The organism is Kitasatospora sp. NPDC004745 (genome assembly GCF_042873275.1).
In the GTDB taxonomy this organism is placed as follows: domain Bacteria; phylum Actinomycetota; class Actinomycetes; order Streptomycetales; family Streptomycetaceae; genus Kitasatospora.
The window spans coordinates 259469-285972 of the sequence record NZ_JBIALK010000002.1; the positions used below are offsets into that span (position 1 = coordinate 259469).

The window sequence follows — 26504 nt, forward strand, 5'->3', positions numbered from 1 at the left end:
GTGACGGACGAGGACCGCGAGACGCTGAACGAGGCCCTCGACTACGCCCGGTCCATCGGCGACACCCTAGGGATCATCATCGCCGTCATCCGGCTCACCACCGCCAGCTCCTGCCCGGCCCGGCGACGGGAGCAGCCGTGATCCTCCTCGGCCTCATGGCCCTGACCGCCACCGGGATCACCGTGTGGGCTGGCGCCGCGGTCGCCCACTACCGGTGGGAGCGCCGGGACGGCCTCTGCGCCCGCTGCCACCGGCCCCGCCACCGCAAGTAGCAACCCGCTCCGGCTCCCGGGCAACCGCCCGGGAGCCGGGCCCCCGGCGAACCACCGGCCGCGTCTTCGCGCCCCGGTCCGCCCCGACCTCTTGGAGAAGAGTCACATGTCCCTGACCTTCGTCGACTTTCTGTGCGGCGCCGGCGGCAGCAGCACCGGCCTCGTTGAGTCCGGCCTGCAGCTGCGGCTCGCAGTCAACCACTGGAACGTCGCGCTGCGGACCCACGCCGCCAACCACCCCACCGCCGACCACCTGCTCAGCGACGTCTCCGACATCCGGATGACGTACCTGCCCAAGGCCGACCTCCTCTGGGCCTCGCCGATCTGCACCGAAATCAGCCCCGCGGGCGGCCGAGCCCGCCCGCAGCAGCCCGACAACCAGCTCGCGCTGTTCGACGAGGACGAGGACGGCATCAAGACGCTGCCGAAGGAGGCGTTCGAGCGTACCCGCGTCACCGCCTGGTGCGTCGTGCGCGCCGCCGAGGCCAAGTCCTTCAAGGCGCTCGTGATCGAAAACGTCGTCGAATTCGTCACCGACTGGGCCTTGTTCAGGGTCTGGCTCCAAGCGATGAGCAGCCTCGGCTACCAGCACCAGATCGTGTCGGTGAACTCAGCACACATCGGCGACGACCTCAACGTGCCCGCACCCCAGTGGCGGGACCGGGTGTACATCGTGTTCACCCCCAAGGGGGCCCGCAAGCCCAAGCTCGCACCTCGGCCGAAGGCCTGGTGCTTCCGCTGCGGCATGGACGTGAAGGCCCGGCAGACGTGGAACAAGCGCGTGCTGGCCGGGAAGTACGGCCAGGCCTACGACTACCGCTGCCCCAACACCCGCTGCGCTCACGCCATCGTGGAACCGTACGTGCGCCCCGCCGCCGCCGTCATCGACTGGACCGACCTCGGAAGGCGGATCGGCGACCGCAGCAAGGCGCTCGAGGACACCACGATGGACCGCATCCGGGCAGGCCTGGAAATGTTCCCCCACCACCCCAGCACCCTCACCGTCACCCACGGGAAGAGCGGAACCGCACGCGCCTTCGACCCCCGAGCCCGGCCGCTGCCAGCGCGCTCCACCAAGCAGGGCGAAGGACTCCTGGTCCCGGTCGGAGGCTCCTGGAACACGACCGCGTCCGACGTCCACGCGCCCTTCCGCACCCGCACCACCCGCGAGAGTGAAGCCCTGCTTGCTCTGCCATTCATCGTGGAGTACCGCAACAACGCGACCGCGGCCCCGATCACCGCTCCGCTGTCCGGCATCACCGCCAAGGGCACCCACCACGCGCTGATCACCGACGGCCACCACGGCGGCGAGCCGTACAACAACACCCTCGTCATCCCGTACCGCAAGGCCGCCGTGAGGACCGTCGGACACCCCTTCCACACCATGACCACCCGGGCATCCGCCGCCATCGTCCAGTCGGCACCGGAGATCGAGGACTGCCACTTCCGGATGCTCAAGCCGCGCGAACAGCTACTCGCCCAGCGTTTCCCCGCCGACTACATCGTCTACGGGTCCGGCGCGGAGCAGACCATGCAGGCCGGCAACGCCGTCTCGGTCAACGCCGCCCGGTGGATCGGTGCCCAGCTCCAGGAGGTGCTGTGATGACGTTCCCCGCCATCCCTCGCCGCACCCCGTTCCTGCTGCGCCTGCGCATCACGATCATCGACGAACCCGCGCCCGCGTGGGTGCTCGCCGACACCCCCGACCGGCACTGCCGGCACTGCCACGGCGACGGAGGCTGGCTCGGCGGCCTGCACTGGGACCGGTGGATCCCGTGCATGTGCTGGGAGCCGGACTGGCAGATCCGCCTGACCCGTATCCCGCGCTTCCTCGACGAACGGCGCAGCCCGCTCGACCGCCGCTCCCGCCCGTGAACTCCCGCCTGGCCCGCCGCCGTTCGGCGGGCCAGGCGCCGAAAGGAACCACCCCATGGTCTACGTCGCGCTGCCAGCCACCGAGTCGTTCATCCCCAGATGCTTCGGCGACCCCGCCTTCTCCCCGAAGGAAGACGACTACAGCAATCGCGCCGAGCTGTTGGAGCACTGCCTGTCCGCCCTGGCGGAGTGCGGGCCGTGCCCGGTCCGCGCCCACTGCATCTACCAAGTCCGGCCCCGTCCAAGCAAGTTCGACGGCGTCTGCGGAGGCCGCATCTGGTACCTCGGCGAAGTCGTCGCCACCCTCGACGACGCCGACGACCGCGAACTGCCGCGCGCCCTGAAACAGCGCGACACCTGCGGCACCCAGCAGGGCATCGACACCCACTACACCCGCGGCGAGCAGTACTGCACTCCCTGTCGCGATCTCAAGGACAGCAGCGTCCAGCTCCAGCTAACCGCCTGACGACCCGAAAGGCTTCGACATGCCCACCCCGAACAGCCTGGCCGACTTCGCCTCCTCCGCCCTCGCCACCCGGGTCGCCGACCAGACCAGAGAAGCCAACCTGGAGTTGAAGCGCATGCTCGCCGACGTCCAGAGGGCCATCCGAAGCCGTTTCGGCTCCGAGGCCGCCGAGTTCCTCACGTGGACCCTGACCCGCGACATCGGCACCGGTGTCTCGGTGCACGCCGACTTGCCGGACACCCCTGGCTGGTACCTGCTCTGGAGCGCCGGGAGCAAGGGCCTCTCGCTCATCCGTCCGTGCCCGCTCGGAGATCACAAGTACCCGATCCGTGACCTGGCCGACCTCGGCGAACACCTCGCCGACCTGCACACCTCCCACTGACCCGGCATGGGCCTCAACTCGCCAGACCCGACAAGGAGAAACCAGTGACCACCGATTCCGAGCCGAACTTCGCCGACGTGGCGCTCCACGCGCTGGCCGAGCACCGCGAGGAGCAGCAGCAGGAGGCCAGGGTGCGTGCTGAGGACTTCCGCCATGAGGCCTGGACCGCGGCCGAGGACACGTTCGGCTTCATCGCCAGCCTCCTGATCTGGGCGGTGCCGGAGCCGGACGACGAAGCCGGGAACCTAGCCACCGCCCCGATCCCAGGCACCCCTGGCTGGTTCCTGCGCTGGCGCGGCGGCAGCACCCACGAGGCCCGCAGCACCTTCGAACTCGTGAGGCCCTGCTCGGAAGGCGGCCACTGCGACGCGGTCTACGGCCTCTCCGACATCGGCATCCACCTGGAGCGCCTGAACAAGCGGTGAGACCAGCCGCTCTCGACTGAACTCCCGCGCTGCGCCCCAGATGGGGCCGGGCGCAGCGCGGGCCCGACAACCGGAAGGACCCATGAGCACCACCGCGACACCGACCAACCCGGGCCCCATCCCGATCCCGCTGGTGATCGGCCTCGACCTGAGCCTGACCTCGACCGGCATCGCCGGGGTCGACTGGGCCGACGCGCTTCGCCCCAGGGCGACCCTGCGTGGCCACGCCCGGATCGACTGGCACCTGCGGGAGATCAGGGAACGCACACGTCGTGCCGACCTGGTCCTCGTCGAAGGGCCGTCGCACGGGCATGGCAGGCAGGCATTCCACCACGAGCTGGCGGGCCTGTGGTGGCACGTCACCCACATGCTGTGGCAGCGCGGGATCCCGTACGCCGTCGTTCCGCCCTCCTGCCGGATCGTCTACGCCTGCGGGCGGGCGAACCCGGCGAAGGACTTCCCGGCCAAGGGCCGCTCCCTGGTGGCGAAGGGGATGGTGCGCGACGCGGTGGTGCAGCGGTACGGCCTGGAGTGCGAAGGGGCCGGGCGGTACGACAAAGCGGACGCGGCGGTGATGGCTCACATGGGGCGGGACTGGCTGGGCCAGCCGGTGGCGCCCGTGCCACAGACGCACCGGCGCGCCCTGGAGGGGGTCGCCTGGCCCGAGCAGGCCGAGACGGCAACGGATGGCCTCTGACCTGCGAAAACTAGAAAAAGATCATGAAATCAAAGTGGACCCCCCGCCGCAATGCATATAGAATTAAGATGCAAGGAAGGGGGAGAGGCCCCCGAGAAGGAGGAACCCGTGCACTCGCTGACCTACCCGGTGGAACTCGGCTACAGCCGCCGCGACGGCTGGATCACCGCCGAAGGCCCGGCCGATCTGATCGCGAGCGGCCCGCTGTTCAGCGAGGTACTCGAAACGGCCTACGGCCTGGACCGCGACAGCGCGCACCGGGTGGCCGGCACCGTAGAGCGCACAGCGCGCGCCACCCACCAGGCCACGGGCCGCAGCTCCAACTTCCACTACTGGCTGGAGCAGATGCCGGACGCGATCCTCACCCTCCTGATCGACATCACCGTCCAGGCCGAGACCGAGCCCGACGACGCCCTGCGCACACAGAAACTCGGCTCCATCCTTCTCGGCCAGCTCGCCCACGAGCTGCACCGCCGCTAGCCCCACCCGCGGGGCCGCCCGTCGGCGGCCCCGCCCACCCTGAACCCCAGGAGCGCACCATGCCGGTCAGCCACACCTGCATCCTCACCGCCCTCGACGTACTGGACGGCGGCGCAGTCGAAGGGCGCGTCCAGATCACCCGCAGCGGCCCCGTGATCATCACCGCCCACCTCCACGAAACCATCCGCCAGGACGTCTACGACGGCGTCACCGTGATCGTCACGACGCTGGCCGCAGGCGAGATCGCACGCAACTTCTTCTCGTTCAGCCAGCACTCCACGCTCCCCAAGGCGGAGAACTCCAAGGTCACGACCGACAACCACCACGACATGGCCATGGGGGGTGACATCACCCCCGCAAGGCTGCGCAGCTCGGTCGCCACCTACATCGCGCACTTCACCGAAAGCCCGGCCTCCTGACCCCGCGGGTGGCCGCCGCCCGGCGGCGACCACCCGCCCGACCCCAGACGGACAACCCCATGAACCCGAACAGCACCCCGGTGTGCGGCCTGCTCATCCACCCCGCCGGCACCGCCTCCCTGCTGGCCCTCCTAGCTCGCGACCTCGACCTTGCGTTGCGCAGGCACACCGGACCCGGCGAACCGTCCACCGTCACCTATGAGCTGTGCAACGGACGGGCGATCACCGTGGCCAGCACGACCACGTCCCCGCCCAACGCGTACGCCACCGCCCTCATCGAGCTGATGGGACACACCTCGGGCACCACCCTGTACGGACCCGTCGTCCTCCTCGGCGCCCCCGAAAGCGGACGCCGGCCCGGCAGTCTCCCGGAGGACCTCGCCATCGCGGCCCTCGCCCTTCTGCGGCATCTGCACCCAATGGCCGAGGCGCGGGCGTGAGGGTCCGTCTCGACACCCGGTTCCTGATCGACGTGGACCGCTGGGTCGAAGCCGAGGGCTCCGGAGACGCCACTGTCGAGCGCAACATCTCCTACTACATCTCCGACGCCAACTCCTGCCTTCCGGCCACCGCGGAGGAAGGCGGCCCCGCCTACGTCCAGCCCCGGAACTGGCACACCCGCCGCACCACCGACCTGTTCGAGGACACCGTGCTGGTGGCCTGCACCTGGTCCATCGAGTGCGCGGCCGTCGACTGGATCACCTACCGCGCAAACCCCCCTTGGGGCGGTTCAGTGGGGGTACCCGAAGGCCGCGCGCGCCACGACATCGCATGGGTCATCGGCGAAGAACTCGCCGCCATGGCGCTGCTGTGCGACAGCGGGGCAACCATCCAGGTCCTGCACCCCTACGAGCAGGTTTTCGACGACCGGTGGCGCACCAGCTCACGATCCCGCCGACCCGGCCCGGAGTGGATCCGCCGCCCGTCCCCACGGAGTGCCGGATGCTGACCGCGCTCACCGACCTGACCTGCGCCCAGTGCCGCATGCCGATCTCGCCCGGCGACCCCGTCGACTACGTCCTCGACGAGCTGCGCTGCGAAGACTGCGTGCTTGCCCACCAGTTCGCGATCAGCGGACTGTGAACACCCAACCAAGGAGGCTCACTTGAGCGACTACATCCGCGAGACCTTCGGCGTCTACCTGGACGTCGACGGCGACTGCGACAACCTCGACTACACCGGCGGCACCGAGCCCCGCGAGATCATCGATTTCCACCTCGGCCCGAACCGCGCCGTGCACCGCCTCGGTGAGCGAGCCACGTTCTTCGTCAGCGGCTGGCCCTACCGGCAGAGCGTCAACCGCTACGCCGAGGCGGCCTGGCGGCGCCTCTCCGGAGGCAGCCAGCCGCCGCAGATGCGCGGCCTCGTCATCGTGACCGGCCCCGTCCGGCCAGGCGGCGCCATCCACCTCATCGGGGACCGTGAGCACCTGGCCGTCCTCGACGCCGCCGACACCGTGCCATCCGCCTACCCAGGTCCCGTCGAGGTCGGCGCCACGCAGCTGCAGGGCACCCGCCGGCAGCAGAACGACGCCTTCGCCGTCCACCACGACCACAAGAGCGGCGTCCACGCGTGGGCCGTCCTCGACGGGATCGGCGACGACCGGACCGCCCGCGACGCCGTGCGGGACCTCGCGCCCCGCCTCGCGCAGGCCGCCGCTGAGTTCGGCGACCCCGCGGCCGCCCTGCGCCTGATCCGGGCCCAGACCCTCGAGGAGCACGGTCATCCCGACCGGGCGCCCAGCGCCGTCGCCGTCGTCGCCACCTACCACCCCTGGTGGGGAGAGGCCGAGATCGCCTGGAGCGGCGACGTCCGCGCCTACCGGCAGGGCCCGGACGGCGTGGTCACCCTCCTCACGGCAGGCCACAACGCCGCCCAGCGGCGAATCGCCGCCGGGAAGGTGCCGGGCGTAGACGACCACGACCTGGCGCTGTCCTGGATCGCAGACGGGCCGATCGGGAGGACGCGGACCCCGGCCCGCTCCGGCGTTCGCCTGCTGCTCTGCTCGGGCGGCGTCTACCGCCCGCTGGAGAACGCCGGACCGCAGGGCGTGGCGAACCGCCTAGACCTGCCGCTCAACCCGCAGGAGGCGACCGGGCTCCTGGTGAGCGATGCCGTGGAGGCCGCCGGCGCCCACGGTGGCGCCGTGGACAACGCGACGGCGCTCATCGTCCAGTTCCATGGCGAACTGGTCTCGCACTGGCGGTAGTTGACCTCATCGATCTCTCGCCAAGCGAGTGGACCCCTACCCCAAATGCATATAGAATAAAGCCATAAGGCGGAGGTGATCCGCCCCGACACAAGGAGCACCCATGCAGGCCACCCTCACCCGCCCCGCCAACACCCACCACCACGCGGCCATCACCAACCTCACCACCCACGCCCACGGCCCCGTCCTCATCGCCTGCCAGAGCCTCATCGCCAACGCCACCATCGCCGCCTGGGCCCTGCGCCCCGACGACCAACTCACCATCACCCAGGCCCAGTACGAAGAGCTCGCCATATACGCCGCCTACCCCTACGCCCTCGGCCAGGCCCTCGCCGCCAACGGCGACCGCCGCTACATCCGCAAGGTCATGGACCTCATCACCGCGCACGTAGCCGACCTCATCAACTGACCGGCCCGGCCGGGCCGCCCCGCGGCGGCCCGGCCCCCCGGCCCCACCCCTGGAGACCCCAGATGCTCACCGGCTCGATCATCGCCACCCCCGCCCCAACCGGCTTCATCGGCTGCGCCGTCGACACCCTCGGCCAGCCCGGCGCCCGAGTGCCCCTGCTGCTCGAACTCGTCCGCAACCAGCACCACGGCGACGCCGCAGCCGCTGCGGCCCGCTACGTCCACGACCACCCCGCCGGTTGGCTCATGCTGCCTGACCGCGGCCTGCCCGGCGCCTGCTACTGCCACACCCACCACCGGTCCGTGGACCGGAGCTTCACCGAACGGACGGCGGACGCGCGCCACCCCTGGGTCTACGTCCTCAACTCCACCCACCTGACGGTGCTGCGCAACCGCGGCAAGGGCACCTTCAACAACGCCGGCGACTACCTGTGGGCGGACGAGCCCGCCGCTGACCCCGAAGCACCCCCTCGTGCCTGGCGAGCCGTCTACTACCCGCTGCACGTCTGCGCCCTCCCGAACATCCTCGCCATCGAGCCGGATCCAGACGATCGCGACCCCGCCCTGAGCGTCTTCTGCCTGCAGAGCATCACCGTCCACGCCGCCACCGCCGCCGACGCCCTCCTCCTCGCCCACGCCGCCATCGCCCGCACCGCTGACCAAGCCGACCGCTGACCAAGCCGATCGATTACCCGAAGAGGAGACGCCGTGCAGCTCGACATCTTCGCCCAGGCCCCCGAGCCCAAGCCCGCGCTCAGGCTCCACCCGCGGGCCCTGCCCGCCCCCGCCCCGGCGCCGAGCCCCGCCCTCGCCGAACCGGCCACCGGGCCCACCGCCCCGCTGCGCCGGCTGCGGATGCCCAGCCGCCCACACGAAGCCGCCTTCGAACTCGGCGAGGCCGTCGCCGCCGCCTGGTTCCGCGCCCGCGGCGACCACCGCATGGAGATCCCCATCGGCGTCATCGCAGGCACCGCACTGTGGCCCTTCAAGGGCGACACCATCGCCCCGATCGTGGCCAACTGGTGGCGCGGACTCACCGCCGAGCAGACCACCGGCGCCCTGCGGGACTCCTTCGCCCGCTGGTGGGTCTTCCGGCCCGACCTCGCCGAGGTCGCCCGCCCCATCCACGAATGGCTCACCGACGAGACCGTCACCAAGAAGTACGCGGAACCCGTTCGTGCCGCACTCCTCACCGCCCTCGACTACCGGCTCACGGACCTCACCGGAAGCGACGACCCCTACCTTGCATCCGAGGCTGACGTCCTCGGCCCGCTGCTGGCTCACTTCCGCTCCAGGGTCGAGCGCGACGCCTACGCCGAGTTCCACACTCCTCCTGAGATGGCCGACCTCATGGCCCGTGTCCTGCTAGGCGGCACCCCCGAAGCCGGCCAGGCATTCACCGACCCCGCGAGCGGAACCGGCGGCCTGATGCGCAGCTACGCCCAGGCGTTGCGCGAGCGCAACGCGGACCCCGCCGACTACCGCTGGTCGATGAACGACATCAACCCGGTCGCGGCGGCGTGCAGCGCGGTGAACGCCACGTTGTGGGGCCTGGGACCGGACGTCCTCGTCTGGTGCGGTGACACCCTCACCGAGCCGGACGGCGGCGAGCGCGCAGCCCGCGCGCGGGCCGAGGTGATCGAGCACCGGAACCGGCACCTGGGCGTCGCTCGCATGGTCGCGCTCCTCGACCGGATGTCGACGCCGGAGGGCGCCGAGGAGGCCGCCTGAGGCGAACCCATGCCCTGAATGCGTATAAAAATAAGTTCCAATGGGGGGTTGGTGTGCCCACCAGCCCCCCACCGGGCCCCGACCTCTTGGAGAAGAGATGAAGATCCACGCCGCGGACCTGCCCCGCATCGCCACCGCCACCGCCGAACTCCTCGGCGCCGACTGGAGCCTCGACACCGACCGCTCCGCCGACGCCGTCGCCTACTTCGACGGACCGGACGGATGTCGCGCCGGAATCCGCACCCGCACCCACGGCCAGACTCTCCAGCTCTGGATCACCGGCGGCGACAACACCGCCCTCAAGCGCGGCGCGAACTACCACGCAGTCCTGTACCTGGCCGACGTCACCGAGCCCTTCGCCGCGATCGCCGGGGCCGTCGCCGTCGACCTCTTCCCCGCCTTCCGCTACCCGCCTCTCGCGGTCGGCCACCGCCCCTGGCTTGAGCTCGACGACGAGGGCGCCGACAGCGACCAGCCCACCCCCACACCGCCGCAGACCCCCGCACCCGAATCCGACACCGCCGACCAGCAGCACCCGGCCACCAGCGCCCCGAGCCCCGCTGTCAGCAACCACGGCACCGCCACCGCCCCGACCACCGAACCCGACGTCGCCGAGCCCGACATCAAACCCGCCCGTAAGCGCACCACCAGCGCCAAGCCCCCGAAGGCCCAGGCCGACAAGCCCACCCCGACCCGCGCCCGCAAGGCGACCGCCAAGGCCACGGACCCCAAGCCCACCCGTGCCCGCAAGACCACTAAGGCCAGCAGCACGCCGAAGACCACGGCCTGACCGAACCCCCGGCCCCGGGGACATCACACCCCGGGGCCCGACACCGAAGGACCCGAGCCCGTGAACGACCCCACTCTGCACGAGCTACTCCGCACCGGCCTCCGAGAGCGCGGGATCACCGCCCAAGCCGACGGTGACGACCTCGCCGGGCGCTTCAACAGGCTCACCATCACGTTGCCCGACGACACCGTCATCTGGACCTCCGGCCACCACGCCCGCATCGACGTCCCCGTCGATGACATCGACGGCGTGTCCGCGACCCACCACCTCGGCGACCCCTGGGCCGGCAGCCCCGACGACGAGATCAACGTCTACGGCCGGGCGTTCGACAGCAGCCGCAACCGCCTACAGGTCGTCGAGGAACTGGTAGACGCCATCGCAACCTACGTCACCAACTGGCCCAAGTCCCCCGCCGCACGCCACCCCGAGCGGCCGGTCGCCCCCCAGGGCGTCATGCACATACCCGCCAAGCTCCTGCGCCCCGGCGATGTCATCGTGCACACCACAAGCGGCCACGAGTCCCTCGTCACCCACACCATGCGCCTCGGCGCAGGCCAGTACTGGCGCACCGTCCAAACCATCACCCCTGCCACCCGCGGCCCGCTGACCGCCATGCCCGCTACCTGGTGGCAGTTCCCCTCAAGCCTTCGCTGCAGTGGCAGCCAGTGGGTCTCCGTCGTAGCGAACCGCCACATCGACCCCGACACCCTGCCGCGGCCCCCCTACCCCGAGATCCCCGCCCTCTACGACGGCGACCGCGTCGTCCACAACGGACGCACCTGGGAACGCACCAACGGCGAATGGTTCAAGCAGAACCGAAAGCGCCGCACCGAGCCCACCAGCGACCAATCGATCGTGCGGCTCTTCACCGACCCCCGTCACCTCCGCGATGGCATCCCCACTCACCAACCCGCCGAAGAGACCCCCTGACCACCCCGGCCGGGCAGGCCTGCCCTGCCCGGCCCGCCCAAGGACACCACCATGGAGATCGACATCACAGCCCTGCCGCTCGACCTCGTCCCCGTGATCACCACCCGCACACGGCGACAACTCGAACAAGCCGCCGCCGCCATCCCCGGCGCCCTCACCCGCAACGTCACCCGCGTCCACCACCGCCACATCGGCACCGCCTGGGCCTTCGTCGCCTGGGCCCACCACCACGGCCGCACCCTCCACAACGCCCGCTACATCCTCACCAGCGACCCCACATACCGCTGGTGGTCCCTTCCGATTCACCCACGGTCGCCCTTCTACCTCTTCAACCCCTCCAACGGAGCGCCGGCCAACCACTCCGCCCGCCCCTACCCCCACCCCGTCACCGAGAACAACGACCCGCTCAACCTCTGCCCACACTGCGGATCACGAGGCCAACTCCCCGTCCGCTGCGCCCCCAACGACCCCGACCGACACCTCGAACAGCACCGCTACCCCCACGGCAACCCCTGGAAGTACATCCCCTGCCCGGCGTCCTGCGAGCCGATCACCGACCAGACTCGCCTGTTCACCCCGACGAGGACCTCATGACCGACTCCGACTACGCCCGCCACCTCAGCACCGCTGCCGGAATCACCCCGACCCCCGGCCAAGAGCCCTCCGCCGGACAACTCCTGTGGAACACCCTCATCGCCGCCGGCATCACCCCCACGCTCCTTGATCACAACGCGGGGATCGCCATCACCCTCGACCTCGGCGACGGCACCACCGTCATGATCAGCGAGCAGGGCGACATCTCCCACCCCGCCGAGGAACACCAGGCCTGGTACGCCCTCCACTACGACGACCCCACCGACCCGGGCAGCTACGTCGTCCTCTACCTGGGAGGCAACCTTCCGCACACCGTCGACACCGCGGCCTGCGTCGAGGCCGTCACCTCCTGGCTCGCCGCCCGCACGGCCAGCACCGCCGTCCCGCCCGCAGCCCTCGACGAACTCCGCAAGCTCATCACCGCCCGCACCGACCCCCCGCTGCCCGACGGCGAGCCCGCTGCCGGCCACCACCTCTGGGACAGCCTGATCGCCGCCGGCATCACCCCCAGCATCGACACCAGCATCGCCGGACGCGCCATCCGCATCAACCTCCCCGACAGCAGCACCATCTGGCTCACCGGCCAGGCCGACATCACCCACCCACCCGCTGCCCATGACTCCTGGGGCGCCACCCACTTCTACGACCCCGACGACCCCGGCCCCTACCTCCAGATCTACGACGGCCCGGGAGGACTCGGCCTCGAATCCGACACAGCCGCCTGCGTGACGGCCGCCAAGGCCTGGATCGCGGCGCACACCGCCACCGGCGCTGTCGCCCGCCAGAACGCCTACGTCGCCCTTCCCCGGACCCTTCCGAGGGACACGCTCAGCGCAGCCTGGAAGATCGGATACGCTCACCCCGGCTTCAACGGCCTCCGGCCCACCACTTCCACCGAGCAGCACACCGCAACCCGCCTCGACCGTCGCCTCCACACCGGCCACGAGATCCGAGGCGCCTGTTTGGCCTGCCGCTGGGAAGGCCCCTCCCGCCGAAACCGGAACGAAGCTGTCGAGGACGCGCTCGACCACACGCACCCTGGCTGGCGGTCGCTCCCCACGATGCCCCTCGGCAGCAGCGGCAAGAACGACGCCCGCCTCTGCGCCCACCGCGACGCCATCTACCCGCCCGGCTGGTGGGATACAGGCGGACCGCTCAAGGTCTCGGCCAGCAGCGCCAAGGACTTGCACGAGCCCGGCCGAGCCCCGGGCGGCGGCTACCTCATCAAGATCTACCGGCCGACTGATGGCCCCATGGCTGAGCAGCTGTCCATCGTGTAGGCCGACGATGGCGGTTCGCGATGCCGAAGGTCGGGTAGAGTTCAAGATGGCGTAACAAAGTGGCTCCGGCCCCAACTCGATTGGGCCGGAGCCACTTTGCTTGGGAAGGGCTCTCCCTTGGTCTGCGGTTTGAAGGTCCGCCGCCTCTCTGGTAGACGGCCAGGTGGACTCGCGGATGCTCTCGGAGCCACGCCGAATGGGAACGTCATGGGAACGACACGGCGGTGCACCCAGGCGCAAAGCAGTGCAGCATGAAGCTGCTAGCACCTTCCTGGGCTGGGGAAACGCCCAGGATGGTGCCGTGCGGTGCAAGGTGGTGCAGGTGGCCTGACGACTCATAATCCCTTGGTCGTGGGTTCGAGTCCCACCCGCCCCACCCCGAGACGCATGCCGTGAACCGTCCGCGGGCCGGCCCCGGGCCGGGGCTCCGCCCGTCCGTGACGACGGAAGTCTAGAGCGCGGCCGCCTTCTCCTCCGGTGCGGCGCGCCGGAATTCACCCGCCCGTGGGCATCGCCCGGGCCTCCCGCGACACCCTGCCGGCCACCGCCCGGAGCCTTCCGCGCCTCGGCTCCGTGCCGCGTGCTCCCGTCGTCTCCTCCCGCCGCCCTTCCGCTGCCGTCGGACCGTTCCGCCCCGTTCGCTCCGTCCCGTCGGGCCCCTGGCGCCGTCCGCGAAAAAAGTGATATCACTTTGACAGCTGAAGCGGATGAACGCGCTCGAGGAGCTGCTCTGATGGCCACACCCAGTCCTGCCGTCGACGTCGAAGACGCCCCCGTCCTCGACCTCCCGGCCCCCAAGATCACCGAACGGGCCCTCACCGGCGCCGCGGGCCTGCCGGTGCTCGGCGGCGCGCTGCTCGGACTGCTCGCCGGGCTCGCCTCCGTCATCGCCGGTGGCGTCCAACTGTCCGGCGGGAACAAGGGGTCGGGTGCCACCCTGGTGGTCCTCGGGCCGCTGGTGCTGCTGACCTCGCTGGTGCTGATGTGCGGGCTGACGGTCGTCTCCCCGGGCGAGGCCCGGGTGGTCCAGCTGCTCGGCCGCTACCGCGGCACCATCCGCGCCGAGGGCCTGACCTGGCTGAACCCCTTCACCAGCCGCCGCCGGATCTCCACCCGGATCCGCAACCACGAGACCGAGACCGCCAAGGTCAACGACGCCGACGGCAACCCGATCGAGATGGCCGCCGTGGTGGTCTGGCAGGTCGAGGACACCGCCAAGGCCGTGTTCGAGGTGGACGACTACACCGACTTCGTCGCCATCCAGACCGAGACCGCGGTGCGGCACATCGCCAGCAGCTACCCGTACGACGCCCACCACGAGGGCCAGTTGTCGCTGCGCGACGGCGCGGAGGAGATCACCCGGATGCTCTCCGCCGAGATCGCCGCCCGGGTCGTCTCGGCCGGTGTGCGGGTCGTCGAGTCCCGGATCACCCGGCTCGCCTACGCCCCCGAGGTCGCCCAGGTGATGCTCCAGCGGCAGCAGGCCGGGGCCGTGGTCGCGGCTCGTCGGCTGATCGTCGAGGGCGCCGTCGGTATGGTCGAGGAGGCGTTGGACCGGCTCGCCGAGAACGACGTCGTCGAGCTCGACGAGGAGCGCAAGGCCGCCATGGTGAGCAACCTCCTGGTCGTGCTCTGCGGCGACCGGGGCGCCCAGCCCGTCGTGAACACGGGCTCCCTCTACCAGTAAGGAGCGGCGCGCGTTGGCGACGGAGCGGAAGAAGATCCTGCTGCGGCTGGACCCTGCGGTCCACGACGCGCTGGCCCGGTGGGCCGCCGACGAACTGCGCAGCGCCAACGCGCAGATCGAGTTCCTGCTCCGTCGGGCCCTCACCGACGCGGGCCGGATGCCCGGCGGCGCGGCCCGGCTTCCCCGGCGCGGCCGACCGCCCAAGGAGAGCCCGGAACCCGGCGGGTCCGACGCCGACTGACCGGGCGGTCCCACCGACACCGTCCACCTGCTTGGAGTCCACCATGGACGTGCCCACCACCCTGCCGGAGAAGCTGTACCTGCTCGCCTACCGCCCGGACCGCGAGCGGCTCACCGCCACCGCCACGCTCGACCTGGTGATGCGGGCGGCCGCGCTCGCCGAACTCCTGCGGCGCGGCCTGGTCCGCGACGACGGCCGGCACCCCGCCGCCGTGGACGGCGCCCGGGCCGACGGCCTCGACCCGCTCTCCGCGGCACTGCTGGAACAGCTCCGGCAGGGGCGCCGGCGCAGCTGGCAGAGCTGGGTCGGCCGCGGCCAGGGCCCGACCTCCCGTGCCGCCCGGGTGGTCCGGGACGGCCTGGCGGCGAGCGGACGGATCCGCGTCGAGGAGCGCCGGGTGCTCGGGATCTTCCCGTGCTCCCGGGTCACCCTGCCGGAGCCCCGGCTGCGCAAGTCGCTGGCGGCGTCGGTCGGTTCCGCGCTGAGGGGCCCGCTCAGCCGGGTCGACCCGGCGGACGCCGCGCTGGTCGCCCTGATCGACGCCGCCCGGCTGGGTTCGGCCCTGACCTGGCGCCAGAGCCGTGAGTTCCGCGGCCGGATCGACAAGCTGGCCCCGGCCGCCGGGCCCGTCCCGCGCGCCCTGCGCCGGGCCGTCAACGCCACGCACGCCGACGGCGGGGCGGGCTGACCGGCCCGGCCCCGGCACGATCCACCGCCCCCGGCCCGGCTCCGCCCGGCCCGATCCACTACCCCGCCCGGCTCCCACCCGGCCCCGCACGACCCGCAGCCCGGTCGCCGACAGCACGGCGGCCGGGCCGCGCGCCGTTCCGGGCCCCGGCCCCGGCCCGGGCCCCATCCACCGATCGGTTGATCCCCCCTCCACCGCGGCCGCCGACCGCTCTGACCGTCCGGTCGATCCGCCGCAGGGGCCCCGCGCGGGAGGCTCGTAGCAGGCCGGGGAACACGGCCGGAGCGAGCAGGACGAGCGGGAGGGAGCGGCGCGATGGCCGTGATCGAGGTGGCGGGGCTGCGCAAGGCCTACGGGCGGCGGCAGGTGCTGGAGGACGTCTCCTTCAGCGTGGAACGCGGCGAGGTGTTCGGCCTGCTGGGGCCCAACGGCGCGGGCAAGACCACCGCCGTGGAGTGCTGCGAGGGCCTGCGCCGGGCCGACGCCGGGACGGTCCGGGTCCTCGGACTGGACCCGGTGCGGGACGCCCACCGGCTGCGGCCGCGGATCGGCGTCCAGCTCCAACAGGCCCAGCTGCAGGGCGGGTTGCGGGTCGCCGAGGCACTGGAGCTGTACGCCGCGCTCTACCCCAGCCCCCGGGACTGGCGGGAGCTGCTGGACGAGTGGGGGCTCGCCGACCAGCGCCGGACGCCCTTCGACAAGCTCTCCGGCGGCCAGCGGCAGCGGCTGTTCATCGCCCTCGCGCTGATCGGCAACCCCGAGGTGGCGTTCCTGGACGAGCTGACCACGGCACTCGACCCGCAGGGCCGCCGCGACACCTGGGAGCTGGTCCGCCGGATCCGCGACAACGGGGTGACGGTGGTGCTGGTCTCGCACTTCATGGACGAGGTCGAGGCGCTGTGCGACCGCGCGGCCGTGCTCGACGGCGGGCGGATCGTCGCCACCGGAACCCCCGCCGAGCTGGTCGCCCGCTCCGGCGCCGGCGGCACCCTCGGCTTCCGCCCCACCGCGCCGCTGGACCCGGCCCGACTGGCGGCGCTGCCCGGGGTCACCTCGGTGCGCGAGCGGGACGGCCGGATCGAGGTCTCCGGGGTCGGGGACTTCGCCGACCAGGTCACCGGGCTGCTGGCCCGCGAGGGGATCGTCGTCACCGGGCTGCGGATCCGCGAGCACGGCCTGGACGAGGCCTACCTCGCGCTCACCCGGCACGACTCCTGACCAGTCCGGGCTCCTGACCAGCCGCCACCCGACCAGCCGCCACCCGACCCGAGGGGACCACCACCGTGAACCACACCGTCCACGCCGTACGCCGCCTGGCCGTCGCCGAGACCCGGCTCTTCCTGCGCGACCCGCTGACCGCCTTCTTCGGCCTGCTCTTCCCGGTCGTCCTGCTGGGCGTCCTGGGCTCGATCCCGTCCATGCGCAAGGCCTCGCCGGACATGCACGGGATGAGCACCATCCAGCTGTACGCGCCGATCCTGGCCGTGTTCAGCCTGATGCTGCTCGGCCTCAACGCCCTGCCCTCGCTGCTCGCCGCCTACCGCGAACGCGGCGTGCTGCGCCGGATGTCCGCCAGCCCGGTGCGCCCGGCACTGCTGTTCGGGGCGCTGCTGCCGCTCTACCTGGGCATCGCCACCGTCGCACTGCTGCTGGTGATGGCGGTCGGGCCGGTCCTCGGGGTGGCGCTGCCGCGCCAGCCGCTGGGATTCGTGCTGGCCTTCCTGCTCGCCGCCGCCGCGATGCTCTCGGTCGGCCTGCTGCTCGCCTCGGTCGTCCCCTCGGCGAAGGCCGGCAACGCGGTCGGCGCGCTGGCCTTCTTCCCGATGATGTTCTTCTCCGGGATCTGGCTGCCCCGCGAGTTCGCACCCGCCGTGGTCAACCGGATCGGCGACTTCACCCCCAGCGGTGCCGCGGTGCAGGCCCTGCAGGACTCCTGGGCCGGCCACTTCCCGCACGCCGTGGGCCTGCTCACACTCGCGGCGTACGCCCTGCTCGCGGGCGCCGCGGCTGCCAGGCTGTTCCGGTGGGAGTGATCAAGACCGACCCGGTGGACGAGAGTGCGCTCGGCGCCTGGCAGGAGCGGCTGGACCGCGCTGCCGGGCTGCTCGGCTACGTGGGACTGCTGATCGCCACCACCCTCGTCCTGCTGGTCCCGGTGCCGACCGCGCGGTCCGTCCGGGTCACCCTGCCGGTCGCGCTCCTCGCCCTGCTCTGGCTGCTGCTGCGCTCGGCCCTGGACCGCACCCCCCGCCCGGACGGCCGGGCGCGCCACGCCGGCGCCCACTTCGTCGGGCTGCTGGCGGTGACCACCGTCCTGGTGCTGGACAACCCGATCTACGGCTTCTTCGCCTTCAGCTCCTACCTGCACGCCGCGCAGTACCTGCACGGACGGGCCCGGGTGGTGGGCACGGCGGTGGCCGCCGTCCCCACCACGCTCGCCCAGACCGGCGGGGTGCTGCCGACGACCCCAGGGCAGGTCGGCGGGTTCCTGACCGTCCTGGCCTTCAACCTGGCGGTCGTCGGGGTGCTCCTCGCGCTCAGCGAGGTCGCCGACCGGCTGAGCCGCCACCGCAAGCAGGCCAACGCCGAACTCGCCGAGGCCAACCGGCGGCTGACCGAGATGCTCGCCGAGAACGCCGGACTGCACGCCCAGCTGCTGGTCCAGGCCCGTGAGGCCGGGGCCGCCGACGAGCGCCGCCGCTTCGCCCAGGAGATGCACGACACCGTGGCCCAGGGCCTGGCCGGCATCGTCACCCAGCTCCAGGCCGCCGACCAGGCGCGGCAGGCGAGCGCGGCGGACGCCGACCGGCACCTGGCCAACGCGGTGGCCCTCGCCCGGGAGAGCCTCACCCAGGCCCGCCGGGCCGTCCACGCGCTGCGCCCGCTCGAACTGGAGCGGGCCGCCCTGCCGGAGGCGCTCGCCGAACTGGTCGAGCAGTGGCGGGAGCGCAACAGCGCCACCGCTGCGCTGACCGTCACCGGCGAGGCCCGCCCGCTGCACCCCGAGGTCGAGGTGACCCTGCTGCGGATCGCCCAGGAGTCGCTGGCCAACGCCGCCAAGTACGCGCGGGCCTCGCGGATCGGGCTGACCCTCTCCTACATGCCCGGGCTGGTGACCCTGGACGTCCGGGACGACGGCGTCGGCTTCGACCCGGCGGCCGAGCCGCCCTCCCGGGCCACCGGCGGCGGCTACGGGCTGGACGTGATGCGCCGCCGGGTGCAGCGGCTGGCCGGGCGGCTGGACCTGGAGACCGAACCCGGCGCCGGGACGACGGTGTCCGCGACCCTGCCGGCGATCAGTGTGGAGGAGTAGGACCGTGAGCGACGAGACGACGATCAGACTGCTGCTGGTGGACGACCACCCGGTGGTCCGGGACGGGCTGCGCGGCATGTTCACCGCCGCCCCCGGCTTCGAGGTGGTCGGCGAGGCCGGCGACGGCGCCGAGGCGCTGGTGCTGGTCGCCGCACTGCGGCCCGACGTGGTGCTGATGGACCTGCGGATGCCGCGGATGGACGGCGTCACCGCGATCCGCGAGATGGCCGAACGCGGCCTGCCCGGGCGGGTCCTGGTGCTCACCACCTACGACACCGACGCCGACGTGCTCCCGGCCGTCCGGGCCGGCGCCACCGGCTACCTGCTGAAGGACGCCGCCCGGGAGGACCTCTTCCACGCCGTCCGGGAGGCCGCCCGCGGCGCCTCGGTGATCGCGCCGACCGTCGCCGCCAAGCTGCTCGGCCAGGTCCGCGCGCCGGTCCAGGAGGCGCTCAGTCCGCGCGAGCTGGAGGTGCTGGAGCTGGTCGCCGCCGGATCCACCAACCGGGAGGCGGCGGCCCGGCTGTTCGTCAGCGAGGCCACCGTGAAGACCCACCTGATCCACGTCTACGCCAAGCTCGACGTCAAGGACCGCGCCTCGGCCGTCGCCGCCGCCTACAACCTGGGCCTGCTCACCCCGACCCGCCGCCCGTAAGCTGGCCTGATGCTCGAACCCGCCCTGCTGCCGACCCCGCTGGTGGACTGCACCGACGAGGCGCTCGCCCGGGCCGGGGTGGAGCTGCGCCTCAAGCGGGACGACCTGCTGCACCCCGCCGTCCCGGGCAACAAGTGGCGCAAGCTGGCGCCCAACCTGACGGCCGCCGTGGAGCAGGGCCACACCCGGCTGCTGACCTTCGGCGGGGCGTACTCCACCCATCTGAGGGCGGTCGCGGCGGCGGCCACGGCGCTCGGGCTGGAGAGCGTCGGGCTGGTCCGCGGCGAGGAGCTGGCCGACCGGCCGCGCAACTGGTCGCTGCGGGCGGCCGAGCGGGACGGCATGCGGCTGGAGTTCCTCAGCCGCACCGAGTACCGGGAGGCCACCGGCCGGGCGGCGGCCGGCGACGGCGGTGCCGCGGCCGGGCCGCAGTGGCGCTGGGGCCCCGGCCTGGTGCTCCCGGAGGGCGGCTCCAACGCCCTCGCGGTGACGGGCGCGGCGGCGATCCCGGCCGAACTGCCCGACCTCGGCGAGCGCGACGTGGTCTGCTGCCCGGTCGGCACCGGCGGCACCCTGGCCGGCGTCGCGGCCGGTCTGCCGCCGGGCGCCCGGGCCCTCGGGGTGGCCGTGCTGCGCGGCGGCGAGGGCTACCTGGAGGCCGAGGTCACCCGGCTGCACCGGGCCGCCCGCGGCCGGGAGTTCGACAACTGGCGGATCGACCACGGGCACCACGGCGGCGGCTACGGCAAGGTCCCGGCCGAACTGGAGGCCTTCGCCGGGCGGTTCGAGCGCCGGCACGGCGTGCCGCTGGAGCGCCGCTACGTGGCCAAGCTGCTGGCGGCGCTGACCGGGCTGGCCGCCGCCGGCGCCTTCCCCCGGGGCACCCGGCTGACGGCCGTGGTCACCGGGGTGCCGGACCCGGTCTGACCGGGCCCGAGCCGAACCGGCCCGCCACCCGGCCGCGGGGTCCACGGCCGGTGCCGTCAGCCGAAGGTGAGGTCCGCGCAGGGGTCGGTGTCGGCGCCGCGGGAGTTCTCCGCTATGCCGGTGGGGACCCCACCGGGCGTGCCGCCGGGCGAGCCGCTCGCGGTGGCGCCCGGGGTGGCGCCCGGTGATCCGCTCGCGGTGGCGCCCGGGGAGGGGCTCGGCGAGCCGCCCGCGGCGTCCGTCGCCGGGGCCGGGTCGGCGCCCACCGAGTCCAGCCCGGTCGAGGGCACCGGCCGGTAGTCCCGGCCCAGGGTGACGGTGATCGCCTCGGAGCCCGGGTCCTCGACGGTGCGCGAGCCCGGGAAGAGCGCGGCCACCTGGTCGGCGGCGGCCTTGAGGGCGGGGTCGTAGGCGATCTCGGTCTGCAGCCGGCCGCCGGTGGGCTTGCCGAGGGCGACGTTCTTGAAGCCCCTGGCCCGCAGCGCCTCGGCGCCGGAGGTGGACAGTCCGGAGGTGCCGACGCCGTTGACCACGACCACCGGTGCGGCGGCCTGCTCGGGCGCGAGCGGTCCGCTCGGGGCGGCCGGCGCGGAGGAGCCGTCGGGCCCGGGGACGGTGGGGGAGGGGGCCGGGGTGCCGGTGCCGGCGGTGCCCCGGCCGTCCAGGGTGCGGTCCTCGCGCATCAGCCGCCACAGCGTGTCGGCGTCGGGCTGCACCAGCTGGACGCGGTCGCCGGCGAAGCGCCAGGGCGCGGTCACGAAGGTGATGTCGGAGAGTTTGATGTCCTGCAGCGAGCGGGCGAAGTCCACCAGCTTCATCGCGGTGCCCAGTCCCTCGTCCACGGTGAGCGAGCGGGTGGCCGCGTCCGCCAGCGGGAGCAGGGTGGGCAGCGAGAAGCCCTGGTTCTGGACCTTCCTGATCATGGACGAGACGAAGGCCTGCTGGCGCTTCATCCGCCCGATGTCGGAGTTGTCGCCGAAGCCGTAGCGCGCCCGCAGGTAGTCCACCGCGGGCTGCCCGGAGAGCTTCTGCATGCCCTTCCTGAGGTGGATGCCGTGCGAGTCGACGTCGTTGGGGACGCAGACGTCCACCCCGTTGATGGCCTCGGTCATCGCGGCCGCGCCCTTGAAGTCGACCACGATGGTGTGGTCGATCCGCAGGCCGGTGAGCGTCTCGACGGTGTTCTGGGTGCAGGCCGGGTTTCCCTTGGGGAACTCGCCGACGGTGAAGGCCGAGTTGAACATCTGGTTGGTGCGGGGTGATGTCCACCTGCCGCTCGGCAGCTTGCAGGAGGGCACGGTGACGAGGGTGTCCCGGGGTATGGAGACGCCGACGGCGTGCTTGTGGTCGGCGTAGACGTGCACCACCATCGCGGTGTCGGAGTGGCCGACGCCCTCCTCGCCGCCCCCGATCGCGCTGTTGCCGTCCTCGCGGGTGTCCGAGCCGAGCACCAGGATGTTCACCGGCACCGAGGCGCCGGGGGTGGTCGGGACGGGTGCCGGCGGACGCTCGGTGGCGACGCCGCCCGCGTCGAAGGTGGTGATGTTGCTGTCCAGCCGGTGGTAGAACCAGGCCCCGGCTCCCACGACGGACAGCACCAGGACGGCCGCCAGGCCGATGGCGGTCCGCACGTAGCGGCGCCTGCGCGTGCTGCTGCCCATCTGCCGCGTGCCCCCCGTCTTTGCGTCTCTCGCGTTCGATGTTCGAACGTTAGACGTTTCGAGGGACGGTTCGGTTACCTCCGAGCGGGGTGCGGATCCCGCGGGGAGCCTGTGATGCTGCTCACGCCCCGGGGCCGGCGGCGCCGGTGAGCATCCGGCGCAGGAGGTCGCGCAGGACGGTCCGCTCGTCGTCGCCGAGGGCGGCCAGCGGCTCCCGGGCGAAGTTCAGCGACTCCCGCAGCTCCTCGGAGGCGGCGGCGCCGGTGCCGGTGGCGGCGACCAGCTTGACCCGGCGGTCCTGCCGGTCGGCCTCGCGGGTGACGAAGCCGCGCGCCTCGAGCCGGTCGACGATGCCGGTGATGTTGGACGGCTCGCAGCTGAGCGTCTGGGCGATCTGGCGCATCGGCATGGGGCCGCGGCGCAGCAGGGCGAGCACCTTGGCCTGGGCGCCGGTGAGCGAGCGGGCGGCGGCCGCCTCCTCGTACTCGCGGTGGAACAGCGCGACCAGGTTGGCCATCAGGTCGACGACCTCGCGGGTGATCTCGTCGGACTGCGGCGCGGCGGACCGGGGCGGCTGGGTGTCCATGCCCCAGAGTCTACCTGAAAAGTTGACAACATGAACCTTTCATGTCCATCGTTACTTCAGTAGCTCAACCTTTCAGGTACCGGAACACAAGGAGCCCCCCATGGCAGAGCAGGCCGCACCCGCCACCGCCCGTGAATGGCACCTCGCCGCCCGCCCGCAGGGCTGGCCGCAGCCGACCGACTTCGCCCTGGTCGAGGCGCCGGTCCGGACCCCGGGCCCGGGCGAGGTCCTGGTCCGCAACCTCTACCTCTCGGTCGACCCGTACATGCGCGGCAGGATGTCGGCGGCCAAGTCCTACGCGGAGCCGTACGCGCTGGGCGAGCCGATGCTGGGCGGCGCGGTCGGCCGGGTCGTCGCCTCGCAGGCGGACGGCTTCGCCGAGGGCGACTACGTGCTGCACTACTACGGCTGGCGCGAGTACGCGACCTTCGCCGCCGCCACCGCCGTCAAGGTGGACCCGGACGCCGCGCCGCTCTCGACGTACCTGGGCGTGCTGGGCATGCCCGGCCTGACCGCCTACGCGGGGCTCACCCGGATCGCCGAGGTCAAGGCCGGCGACGTGGTGTTCGTCTCCGGCGCGGCCGGCGCGGTGGGCGGCATCGTCGGCCAGATCGCCAAGCTGAAGGGCGCGGCGCGGGTGATCGGCTCCGCGGGCTCGGACGACAAGGTCAAGCTCCTCCTGGAGGAGTACGGCTTCGACGCCGCGTTCAACTACAAGAACGGCCCGGTCGCCGAGCAGCTCCGGGCGGCGGCCCCCGACGGCATCGACGTCTACTTCGACAACGTGGGCGGCGAGCACCTGGAGGCGGCCATCGAGGTGATGAACCTGCACGGCCGCATCGCGGTGTGCGGCATGATCTCGCAGTACAACGCCACCGAGCCCACCCCGGCCCCGCGCAACCTCGCGCAGATCATCGCCAAGCGCTTCCGCATGGAGGGGCTGCTCGTCGGCGACCACTACGACCTCCAGCCGAGGTTCGTCGAGGAGGTCGCGGCGTGGGTGCGCTCGGGTGAGCTCAAGTACCGCGAGACGGTGACCCAGGGCATCGACAGCACCGTGGACGCCTTCCTCGGCCTGCTCGGCGGCGTCAACACCGGCAAGATGGTGGTCCGCCTGGAGGGCTGACCGGCCGTCAGCTCCTCGAACCGCCCCGCGCGCCCCGTTCGGGCCCGCGGGGCGGTTTGCGTACGGGCGCGGGGGATCCGGCCGCACTACCGCATTCCGGCCGGATCCGAAAGTGCGTCATCCACGGTGCGGGGCGGCGCGGTACGGTGGTCCCGCCCGGCGATGGGGCCGTTCGGGGGAGAGATCCGGCCGAGGGGTAGACCTCATTGGGGATTCGACTAGCATTGAGCGAAAGCCTGTCCGTTTTGCTCAATTTAGTGGCTTAATGTCGGCAAACGTGGGTAACTGTGGATCAACTGCAGGCACGAGGCAGCTGGGGAAGGCGACCCTCGTCCACAGCCTGGAGGTCCCGGTGACGACACGTGGAGTTCTCTACATCCACTCCGCGCCCCGCGCGCTGTGCCCGCACGTCGAGTGGGCCGTCGCGGGAGTGCTCGGTGTGCGGGTGAGCCTGGACTGGATCCGCCAGCCGGCCGCACCCGGACACTGGCGCGCCGAGCTCTCCTGGCAGGGGGAGCCCGGCACGGCCTCGAAGCTCGCCTCCGCACTGCGCGGCTGGCAGCTGATGCGGTACGAGGTCACCAGCGAGCCCTGCGCCACGGCGGAGGGCGAGCGGTACAGCAGCACGCCCTCGCTCGGCATCTTCCACGCCGTCACGGGCATCCACGGCGACATCCTCATCCCCGAGGACCGGCTGCGGGCCGTCCTGCTGCGCTCCCGCAGCGAGGGGGCCGACCTGGAGGCCGAGATCTCCCGGCTGCTGGGCAAGCCCTGGGACGACGAACTGGAGCCCTTCCGCTACGCGGGCGAGGGCGCCCCGGTGCGCTGGCTGCACCAGGTGGTCTGACCCCGGGAACGGCGGAAGGGGCCGGCGCTCTCCGTGAGCGCCGGCCCCTTCCGTTCGGGGCGGTCAGCGGGTGCGGAAGGCCAGCACCACGTTGTGGCCGCCGAAGCCGAACGAGTTGTTCAGCGCCGCGATCCGGCCCTCGGGCAGCTTGCGCGGCTCGTCGCGCACGATGTCCGCGTCCACGTCGTCGTCCAGCTCGTCGACGTTGATGGTCGGCGGGGCGAGGCGGTGGTGCAGGGCCAGCACGGTGGCGACGGTCTCGATGCCGCCGGCGCCGCCCAGCAGGTGGCCGGTCATCGACTTGGTGGCCGAGACGGCGATGTGGTCGAGGTCGTCGCCGAGCTCCTTGCGCAGCGCCTTCAGCTCGGCGGTGTCACCCTGCGGGGTCGAGGTGGCGTGCGCGTTGACGTGCACGATCTCGGCCTTGTCCAGGGTGTTGCGCTCGAACAGGTCGGCCAGTGCGCGGGCCACGCCCGCACCGGTCGGCTCGGGCTGGGCGATGTGGTGGGCGTCCGAGGACAGGCCCTGGCCCACGGCCTCGCAGTAGATCCGGGCGCCGCGCGCCTCGGCGTGCTCGACCGACTCCAGCACGACCACGCCGGCGCCCTCGCCCAGCACGAAGCCGTCGCGGCCCTTGTCGTACGGGCGGGAGGCGCGCTGCGGGTCGTCGTTGTTCTTGGACATCGCCATCATGTTGGCGAACGCGGCGATCGGCAGCGGGTGGATCGCGGCCTCGGTTCCGCCGGCCACCACGACGTCGGCGCGGCCGGTGCGGATCATCTCGATCGCGTAGCCGATCGCCTCGGCGCCGGAGGCGCAGGCGGAGACGGGGGTGTGCACACCCGCGCGGGCGCCGACCTCCAGGCCGACGTTGGCCGCCGGGGAGTTGGGCATCAGCATCGGGACGGTGTGCGGGGAGACCTTGCGGGAGCCCTTCTCCTTCAGCACGTCGTACTGGTCGAGCAGGGTGGTCACGCCGCCGATGCCGGACGCGATGACGGCGCCCAGGCGCTCGGGGGCGAGCTTGGAGGACTCGTCGGTGGCCGGGGTCTCGTAGCCGGCGTCGGCCCAGGCCTCGCGGGCGGCGATCAGCGCGAACTGCGCCGAGCGGTCCAGCTTGCGGGCCAGCGGGCGGGGGAGGATCTCGCCGGGCTCGACGGCGGTGCGCGCGGCGATCTTGACGGGCAGGTCCTCGGCCCACTCCTCGGTCAGGGCCGCCACTCCGGAGCGCCCGGCGACCAGGTTCTCCCAGGTGGTGGCGGCGTCGCCGCCCAGCGGCGTGAAGGCGCCGATACCCGTGACGACCACGGTACGGTTTTCAGCGGTCACTGGATCTTCTTCTCTCACGTTGTGCGGGGGTCGGCGGCGAGCCGAGGAAGGGCCCGGCCGGGCGCCCGGTGGGGCGTCCCGGCCGGTTGGTCGGTCCGGCTCGGTGAGCCGGTCGACGGGTCAGCCGCCCGAGGCGTGGGGAACGCCGGACGGGCTGGACGGATCGAGCGTGTCGATCGATCAGGCGTTGGCGAGGATGTAGTCCACGGCGTCGCCGACGGTCTTCAGGTTCTTGACCTCGTCGTCCGGGATCTTGACGTCGAAGCGCTCCTCAGCGGCCACGACGACCTCGACCATGGACAGCGAGTCGACGTCCAGGTCGTCCGTGAAGGACTTCTCGAGCTCGACGTCCTCGGTCGGGATACCGGCGATCTCGTTGACGATCTCGGCGAGACCTTCCAGAACCTCGTCCTTGGTAGCCATACTGGCTGCTCCTCTTCGGTGTTGAACGCGTCCGACCGGCGGCCGGACACAGGCTTGCGGATG

Annotated in this window: 35 protein-coding genes; 31 read left to right on the forward strand and 4 right to left on the reverse strand. The window is 72.2% G+C overall.

Annotated features, from left to right (window positions below; all coding sequences use genetic code 11):
- From ACFYUY_RS04695 to ACFYUY_RS04835, 29 genes are all read left to right on the forward strand, one after another.
- The gene (locus tag ACFYUY_RS04695) at positions 1-141 is read left to right on the forward strand and encodes a hypothetical protein (RefSeq protein WP_387897915.1); all 141 of its coding nucleotides are present in this window, start codon (positions 1-3) and stop codon (positions 139-141) included.
- Entirely contained in the window at positions 138-272 is a 135-nt protein-coding gene (locus ACFYUY_RS04700; RefSeq protein WP_387897918.1) for a hypothetical protein, read from the forward strand. Before ACFYUY_RS04695 ends, ACFYUY_RS04700 begins: the two co-directional genes overlap by 4 nt.
- Positions 273-378: 106 nt before the next feature.
- Positions 379-1875 carry a DNA cytosine methyltransferase gene (locus tag ACFYUY_RS04705; protein WP_387897921.1) on the forward strand — a complete coding sequence of 499 codons (1497 nt, stop codon included), beginning with the start codon at positions 379-381 and terminating at the stop codon, positions 1873-1875.
- Entirely contained in the window at positions 1875-2147 is a 273-nt protein-coding gene (locus ACFYUY_RS04710; RefSeq protein ID WP_387897924.1) for a hypothetical protein, read from the forward strand. Before ACFYUY_RS04705 ends, ACFYUY_RS04710 begins: the two co-directional genes overlap by 1 nt.
- Before the next feature lie 55 nt (positions 2148-2202).
- The gene (locus ACFYUY_RS04715; protein WP_387897927.1) at positions 2203-2613 is read left to right on the forward strand and encodes a hypothetical protein; all 411 of its coding nucleotides are present in this window, start codon (positions 2203-2205) and stop codon (positions 2611-2613) included.
- Between the two features lie 19 nt (positions 2614-2632).
- Positions 2633-2995: a hypothetical protein gene (locus ACFYUY_RS04720; RefSeq protein WP_387897930.1), complete on the forward strand. Its 363-nt coding sequence runs from the start codon at positions 2633-2635 to the stop codon at positions 2993-2995.
- A gap of 44 nt (positions 2996-3039) precedes the next feature.
- On the forward strand, positions 3040-3420 hold the full coding sequence (locus ACFYUY_RS04725) for a hypothetical protein (RefSeq protein WP_387897933.1): 381 nt from the start codon (positions 3040-3042) through the stop codon (positions 3418-3420).
- 82 nt (positions 3421-3502) lie between these two features.
- On the forward strand, positions 3503-4117 hold the full coding sequence (locus tag ACFYUY_RS04730; RefSeq protein WP_387897936.1) for a hypothetical protein: 615 nt from the start codon (positions 3503-3505) through the stop codon (positions 4115-4117).
- A gap of 108 nt (positions 4118-4225) precedes the next feature.
- Positions 4226-4597, forward strand: a complete 372-nt coding sequence (locus ACFYUY_RS04735) for a hypothetical protein (protein ID WP_387897939.1) — start codon at positions 4226-4228, stop codon at positions 4595-4597.
- A gap of 59 nt (positions 4598-4656) precedes the next feature.
- A complete protein-coding gene (locus tag ACFYUY_RS04740) occupies positions 4657-5016 on the forward strand; it encodes a hypothetical protein (RefSeq protein ID WP_387897942.1) in 360 nt (119 codons plus the stop codon).
- Between the two features lie 59 nt (positions 5017-5075).
- On the forward strand, positions 5076-5456 hold the full coding sequence (locus tag ACFYUY_RS04745) for a hypothetical protein (RefSeq protein WP_387897945.1): 381 nt from the start codon (positions 5076-5078) through the stop codon (positions 5454-5456).
- Positions 5453-5965 carry a hypothetical protein gene (locus ACFYUY_RS04750; protein ID WP_387897946.1) on the forward strand — a complete coding sequence of 171 codons (513 nt, stop codon included), beginning with the start codon at positions 5453-5455 and terminating at the stop codon, positions 5963-5965. Before ACFYUY_RS04745 ends, ACFYUY_RS04750 begins: the two co-directional genes overlap by 4 nt.
- Positions 5959-6099, forward strand: coding sequence for a hypothetical protein (locus tag ACFYUY_RS04755; RefSeq protein WP_387897949.1), 141 nt, complete (start codon positions 5959-5961; stop codon positions 6097-6099). Before ACFYUY_RS04750 ends, ACFYUY_RS04755 begins: the two co-directional genes overlap by 7 nt.
- 22 nt (positions 6100-6121) lie before the next feature.
- Positions 6122-7225 carry a PP2C family protein-serine/threonine phosphatase gene (locus ACFYUY_RS04760; protein ID WP_387897953.1) on the forward strand — a complete coding sequence of 368 codons (1104 nt, stop codon included), beginning with the start codon at positions 6122-6124 and terminating at the stop codon, positions 7223-7225.
- Between the two features lie 103 nt (positions 7226-7328).
- Entirely contained in the window at positions 7329-7634 is a 306-nt protein-coding gene (locus tag ACFYUY_RS04765; protein WP_387897956.1) for a hypothetical protein, read from the forward strand.
- Between the two features lie 62 nt (positions 7635-7696).
- Positions 7697-8308 (forward strand): hypothetical protein, encoded by a 612-nt coding sequence (locus ACFYUY_RS04770; protein ID WP_387897959.1) that lies wholly within the window; start codon positions 7697-7699, stop codon positions 8306-8308.
- 33 nt (positions 8309-8341) lie between these two features.
- Positions 8342-9364 (forward strand): N-6 DNA methylase, encoded by a 1023-nt coding sequence (locus tag ACFYUY_RS04775; RefSeq protein WP_387897962.1) that lies wholly within the window; start codon positions 8342-8344, stop codon positions 9362-9364.
- 97 nt (positions 9365-9461) lie between these two features.
- Complete coding sequence (locus ACFYUY_RS04780; protein WP_387897965.1) at positions 9462-10154, forward strand: hypothetical protein; 693 nt, start codon at positions 9462-9464, stop codon at positions 10152-10154.
- Positions 10155-10214: 60 nt separating this feature from the next.
- Complete coding sequence (locus ACFYUY_RS04785; RefSeq protein WP_387897968.1) at positions 10215-11084, forward strand: hypothetical protein; 870 nt, start codon at positions 10215-10217, stop codon at positions 11082-11084.
- A gap of 51 nt (positions 11085-11135) precedes the next feature.
- Complete coding sequence (locus tag ACFYUY_RS04790; RefSeq protein ID WP_387897970.1) at positions 11136-11678, forward strand: hypothetical protein; 543 nt, start codon at positions 11136-11138, stop codon at positions 11676-11678.
- A complete protein-coding gene (locus tag ACFYUY_RS04795; protein WP_387897972.1) occupies positions 11675-12958 on the forward strand; it encodes a DUF6349 family protein in 1284 nt (427 codons plus the stop codon). Before ACFYUY_RS04790 ends, ACFYUY_RS04795 begins: the two co-directional genes overlap by 4 nt.
- Before the next feature lie 733 nt (positions 12959-13691).
- Positions 13692-14645 (forward strand): SPFH domain-containing protein, encoded by a 954-nt coding sequence (locus ACFYUY_RS04800; RefSeq protein ID WP_387897973.1) that lies wholly within the window; start codon positions 13692-13694, stop codon positions 14643-14645.
- Positions 14646-14658: 13 nt separating this feature from the next.
- A complete protein-coding gene (locus tag ACFYUY_RS04805) occupies positions 14659-14886 on the forward strand; it encodes a hypothetical protein (RefSeq protein ID WP_360210075.1) in 228 nt (75 codons plus the stop codon).
- Between the two features lie 43 nt (positions 14887-14929).
- Complete coding sequence (locus ACFYUY_RS04810) at positions 14930-15574, forward strand: GPP34 family phosphoprotein (RefSeq protein WP_387897976.1); 645 nt, start codon at positions 14930-14932, stop codon at positions 15572-15574.
- Between the two features lie 315 nt (positions 15575-15889).
- The gene (locus tag ACFYUY_RS04815; protein WP_360210071.1) at positions 15890-16792 is read left to right on the forward strand and encodes an ABC transporter ATP-binding protein; all 903 of its coding nucleotides are present in this window, start codon (positions 15890-15892) and stop codon (positions 16790-16792) included.
- Positions 16793-16857: 65 nt separating this feature from the next.
- The gene (locus ACFYUY_RS04820; RefSeq protein WP_360210069.1) at positions 16858-17607 is read left to right on the forward strand and encodes an ABC transporter permease; all 750 of its coding nucleotides are present in this window, start codon (positions 16858-16860) and stop codon (positions 17605-17607) included.
- Positions 17598-18887 (forward strand): sensor histidine kinase, encoded by a 1290-nt coding sequence (locus tag ACFYUY_RS04825; RefSeq protein WP_387897980.1) that lies wholly within the window; start codon positions 17598-17600, stop codon positions 18885-18887. The genes ACFYUY_RS04820 and ACFYUY_RS04825 overlap by 10 nt, the downstream gene beginning before the upstream one ends.
- 4 nt (positions 18888-18891) lie before the next feature.
- Positions 18892-19542 carry a response regulator gene (locus tag ACFYUY_RS04830; RefSeq protein ID WP_387897983.1) on the forward strand — a complete coding sequence of 217 codons (651 nt, stop codon included), beginning with the start codon at positions 18892-18894 and terminating at the stop codon, positions 19540-19542.
- A gap of 9 nt (positions 19543-19551) precedes the next feature.
- Positions 19552-20469: a 1-aminocyclopropane-1-carboxylate deaminase/D-cysteine desulfhydrase gene (locus tag ACFYUY_RS04835; RefSeq protein WP_387897986.1), complete on the forward strand. Its 918-nt coding sequence runs from the start codon at positions 19552-19554 to the stop codon at positions 20467-20469.
- A gap of 56 nt (positions 20470-20525) precedes the next feature.
- Here ACFYUY_RS04835 and ACFYUY_RS04840 read toward each other — a convergent pair whose 3' ends face one another.
- Both ACFYUY_RS04840 and ACFYUY_RS04845 read right to left on the reverse strand, forming a co-directional pair.
- Positions 20526-22130: an LCP family protein gene (locus tag ACFYUY_RS04840; RefSeq protein WP_387897988.1), complete on the reverse strand. Its 1605-nt coding sequence runs from the start codon at positions 22128-22130 to the stop codon at positions 20526-20528.
- 121 nt (positions 22131-22251) lie between these two features.
- Entirely contained in the window at positions 22252-22716 is a 465-nt protein-coding gene (locus tag ACFYUY_RS04845) for a MarR family transcriptional regulator (protein WP_360210059.1), read from the reverse strand.
- Between the two features lie 100 nt (positions 22717-22816).
- On the opposite strand from ACFYUY_RS04845, the gene ACFYUY_RS04850 reads away from it, so the two are divergent.
- Both ACFYUY_RS04850 and ACFYUY_RS04855 read left to right on the forward strand, forming a co-directional pair.
- A complete protein-coding gene (locus ACFYUY_RS04850) occupies positions 22817-23842 on the forward strand; it encodes an NADP-dependent oxidoreductase (protein ID WP_360210057.1) in 1026 nt (341 codons plus the stop codon).
- A 352-nt stretch (positions 23843-24194) separates the two neighbouring features.
- The gene (locus ACFYUY_RS04855) at positions 24195-24689 is read left to right on the forward strand and encodes a DUF3145 domain-containing protein (protein ID WP_360210055.1); all 495 of its coding nucleotides are present in this window, start codon (positions 24195-24197) and stop codon (positions 24687-24689) included.
- 63 nt (positions 24690-24752) lie between these two features.
- Here the strand turns inward: ACFYUY_RS04855 and fabF are convergent, their stop codons facing one another.
- Both fabF and ACFYUY_RS04865 read right to left on the reverse strand, forming a co-directional pair.
- Positions 24753-26018: a beta-ketoacyl-ACP synthase II gene (fabF, locus tag ACFYUY_RS04860; protein WP_360210053.1), complete on the reverse strand. Its 1266-nt coding sequence runs from the start codon at positions 26016-26018 to the stop codon at positions 24753-24755.
- A gap of 180 nt (positions 26019-26198) precedes the next feature.
- Positions 26199-26441 carry an acyl carrier protein gene (locus ACFYUY_RS04865; protein WP_360210051.1) on the reverse strand — a complete coding sequence of 81 codons (243 nt, stop codon included), beginning with the start codon at positions 26439-26441 and terminating at the stop codon, positions 26199-26201.
- Between the last annotated feature and the right edge of the window lie 63 nt (positions 26442-26504).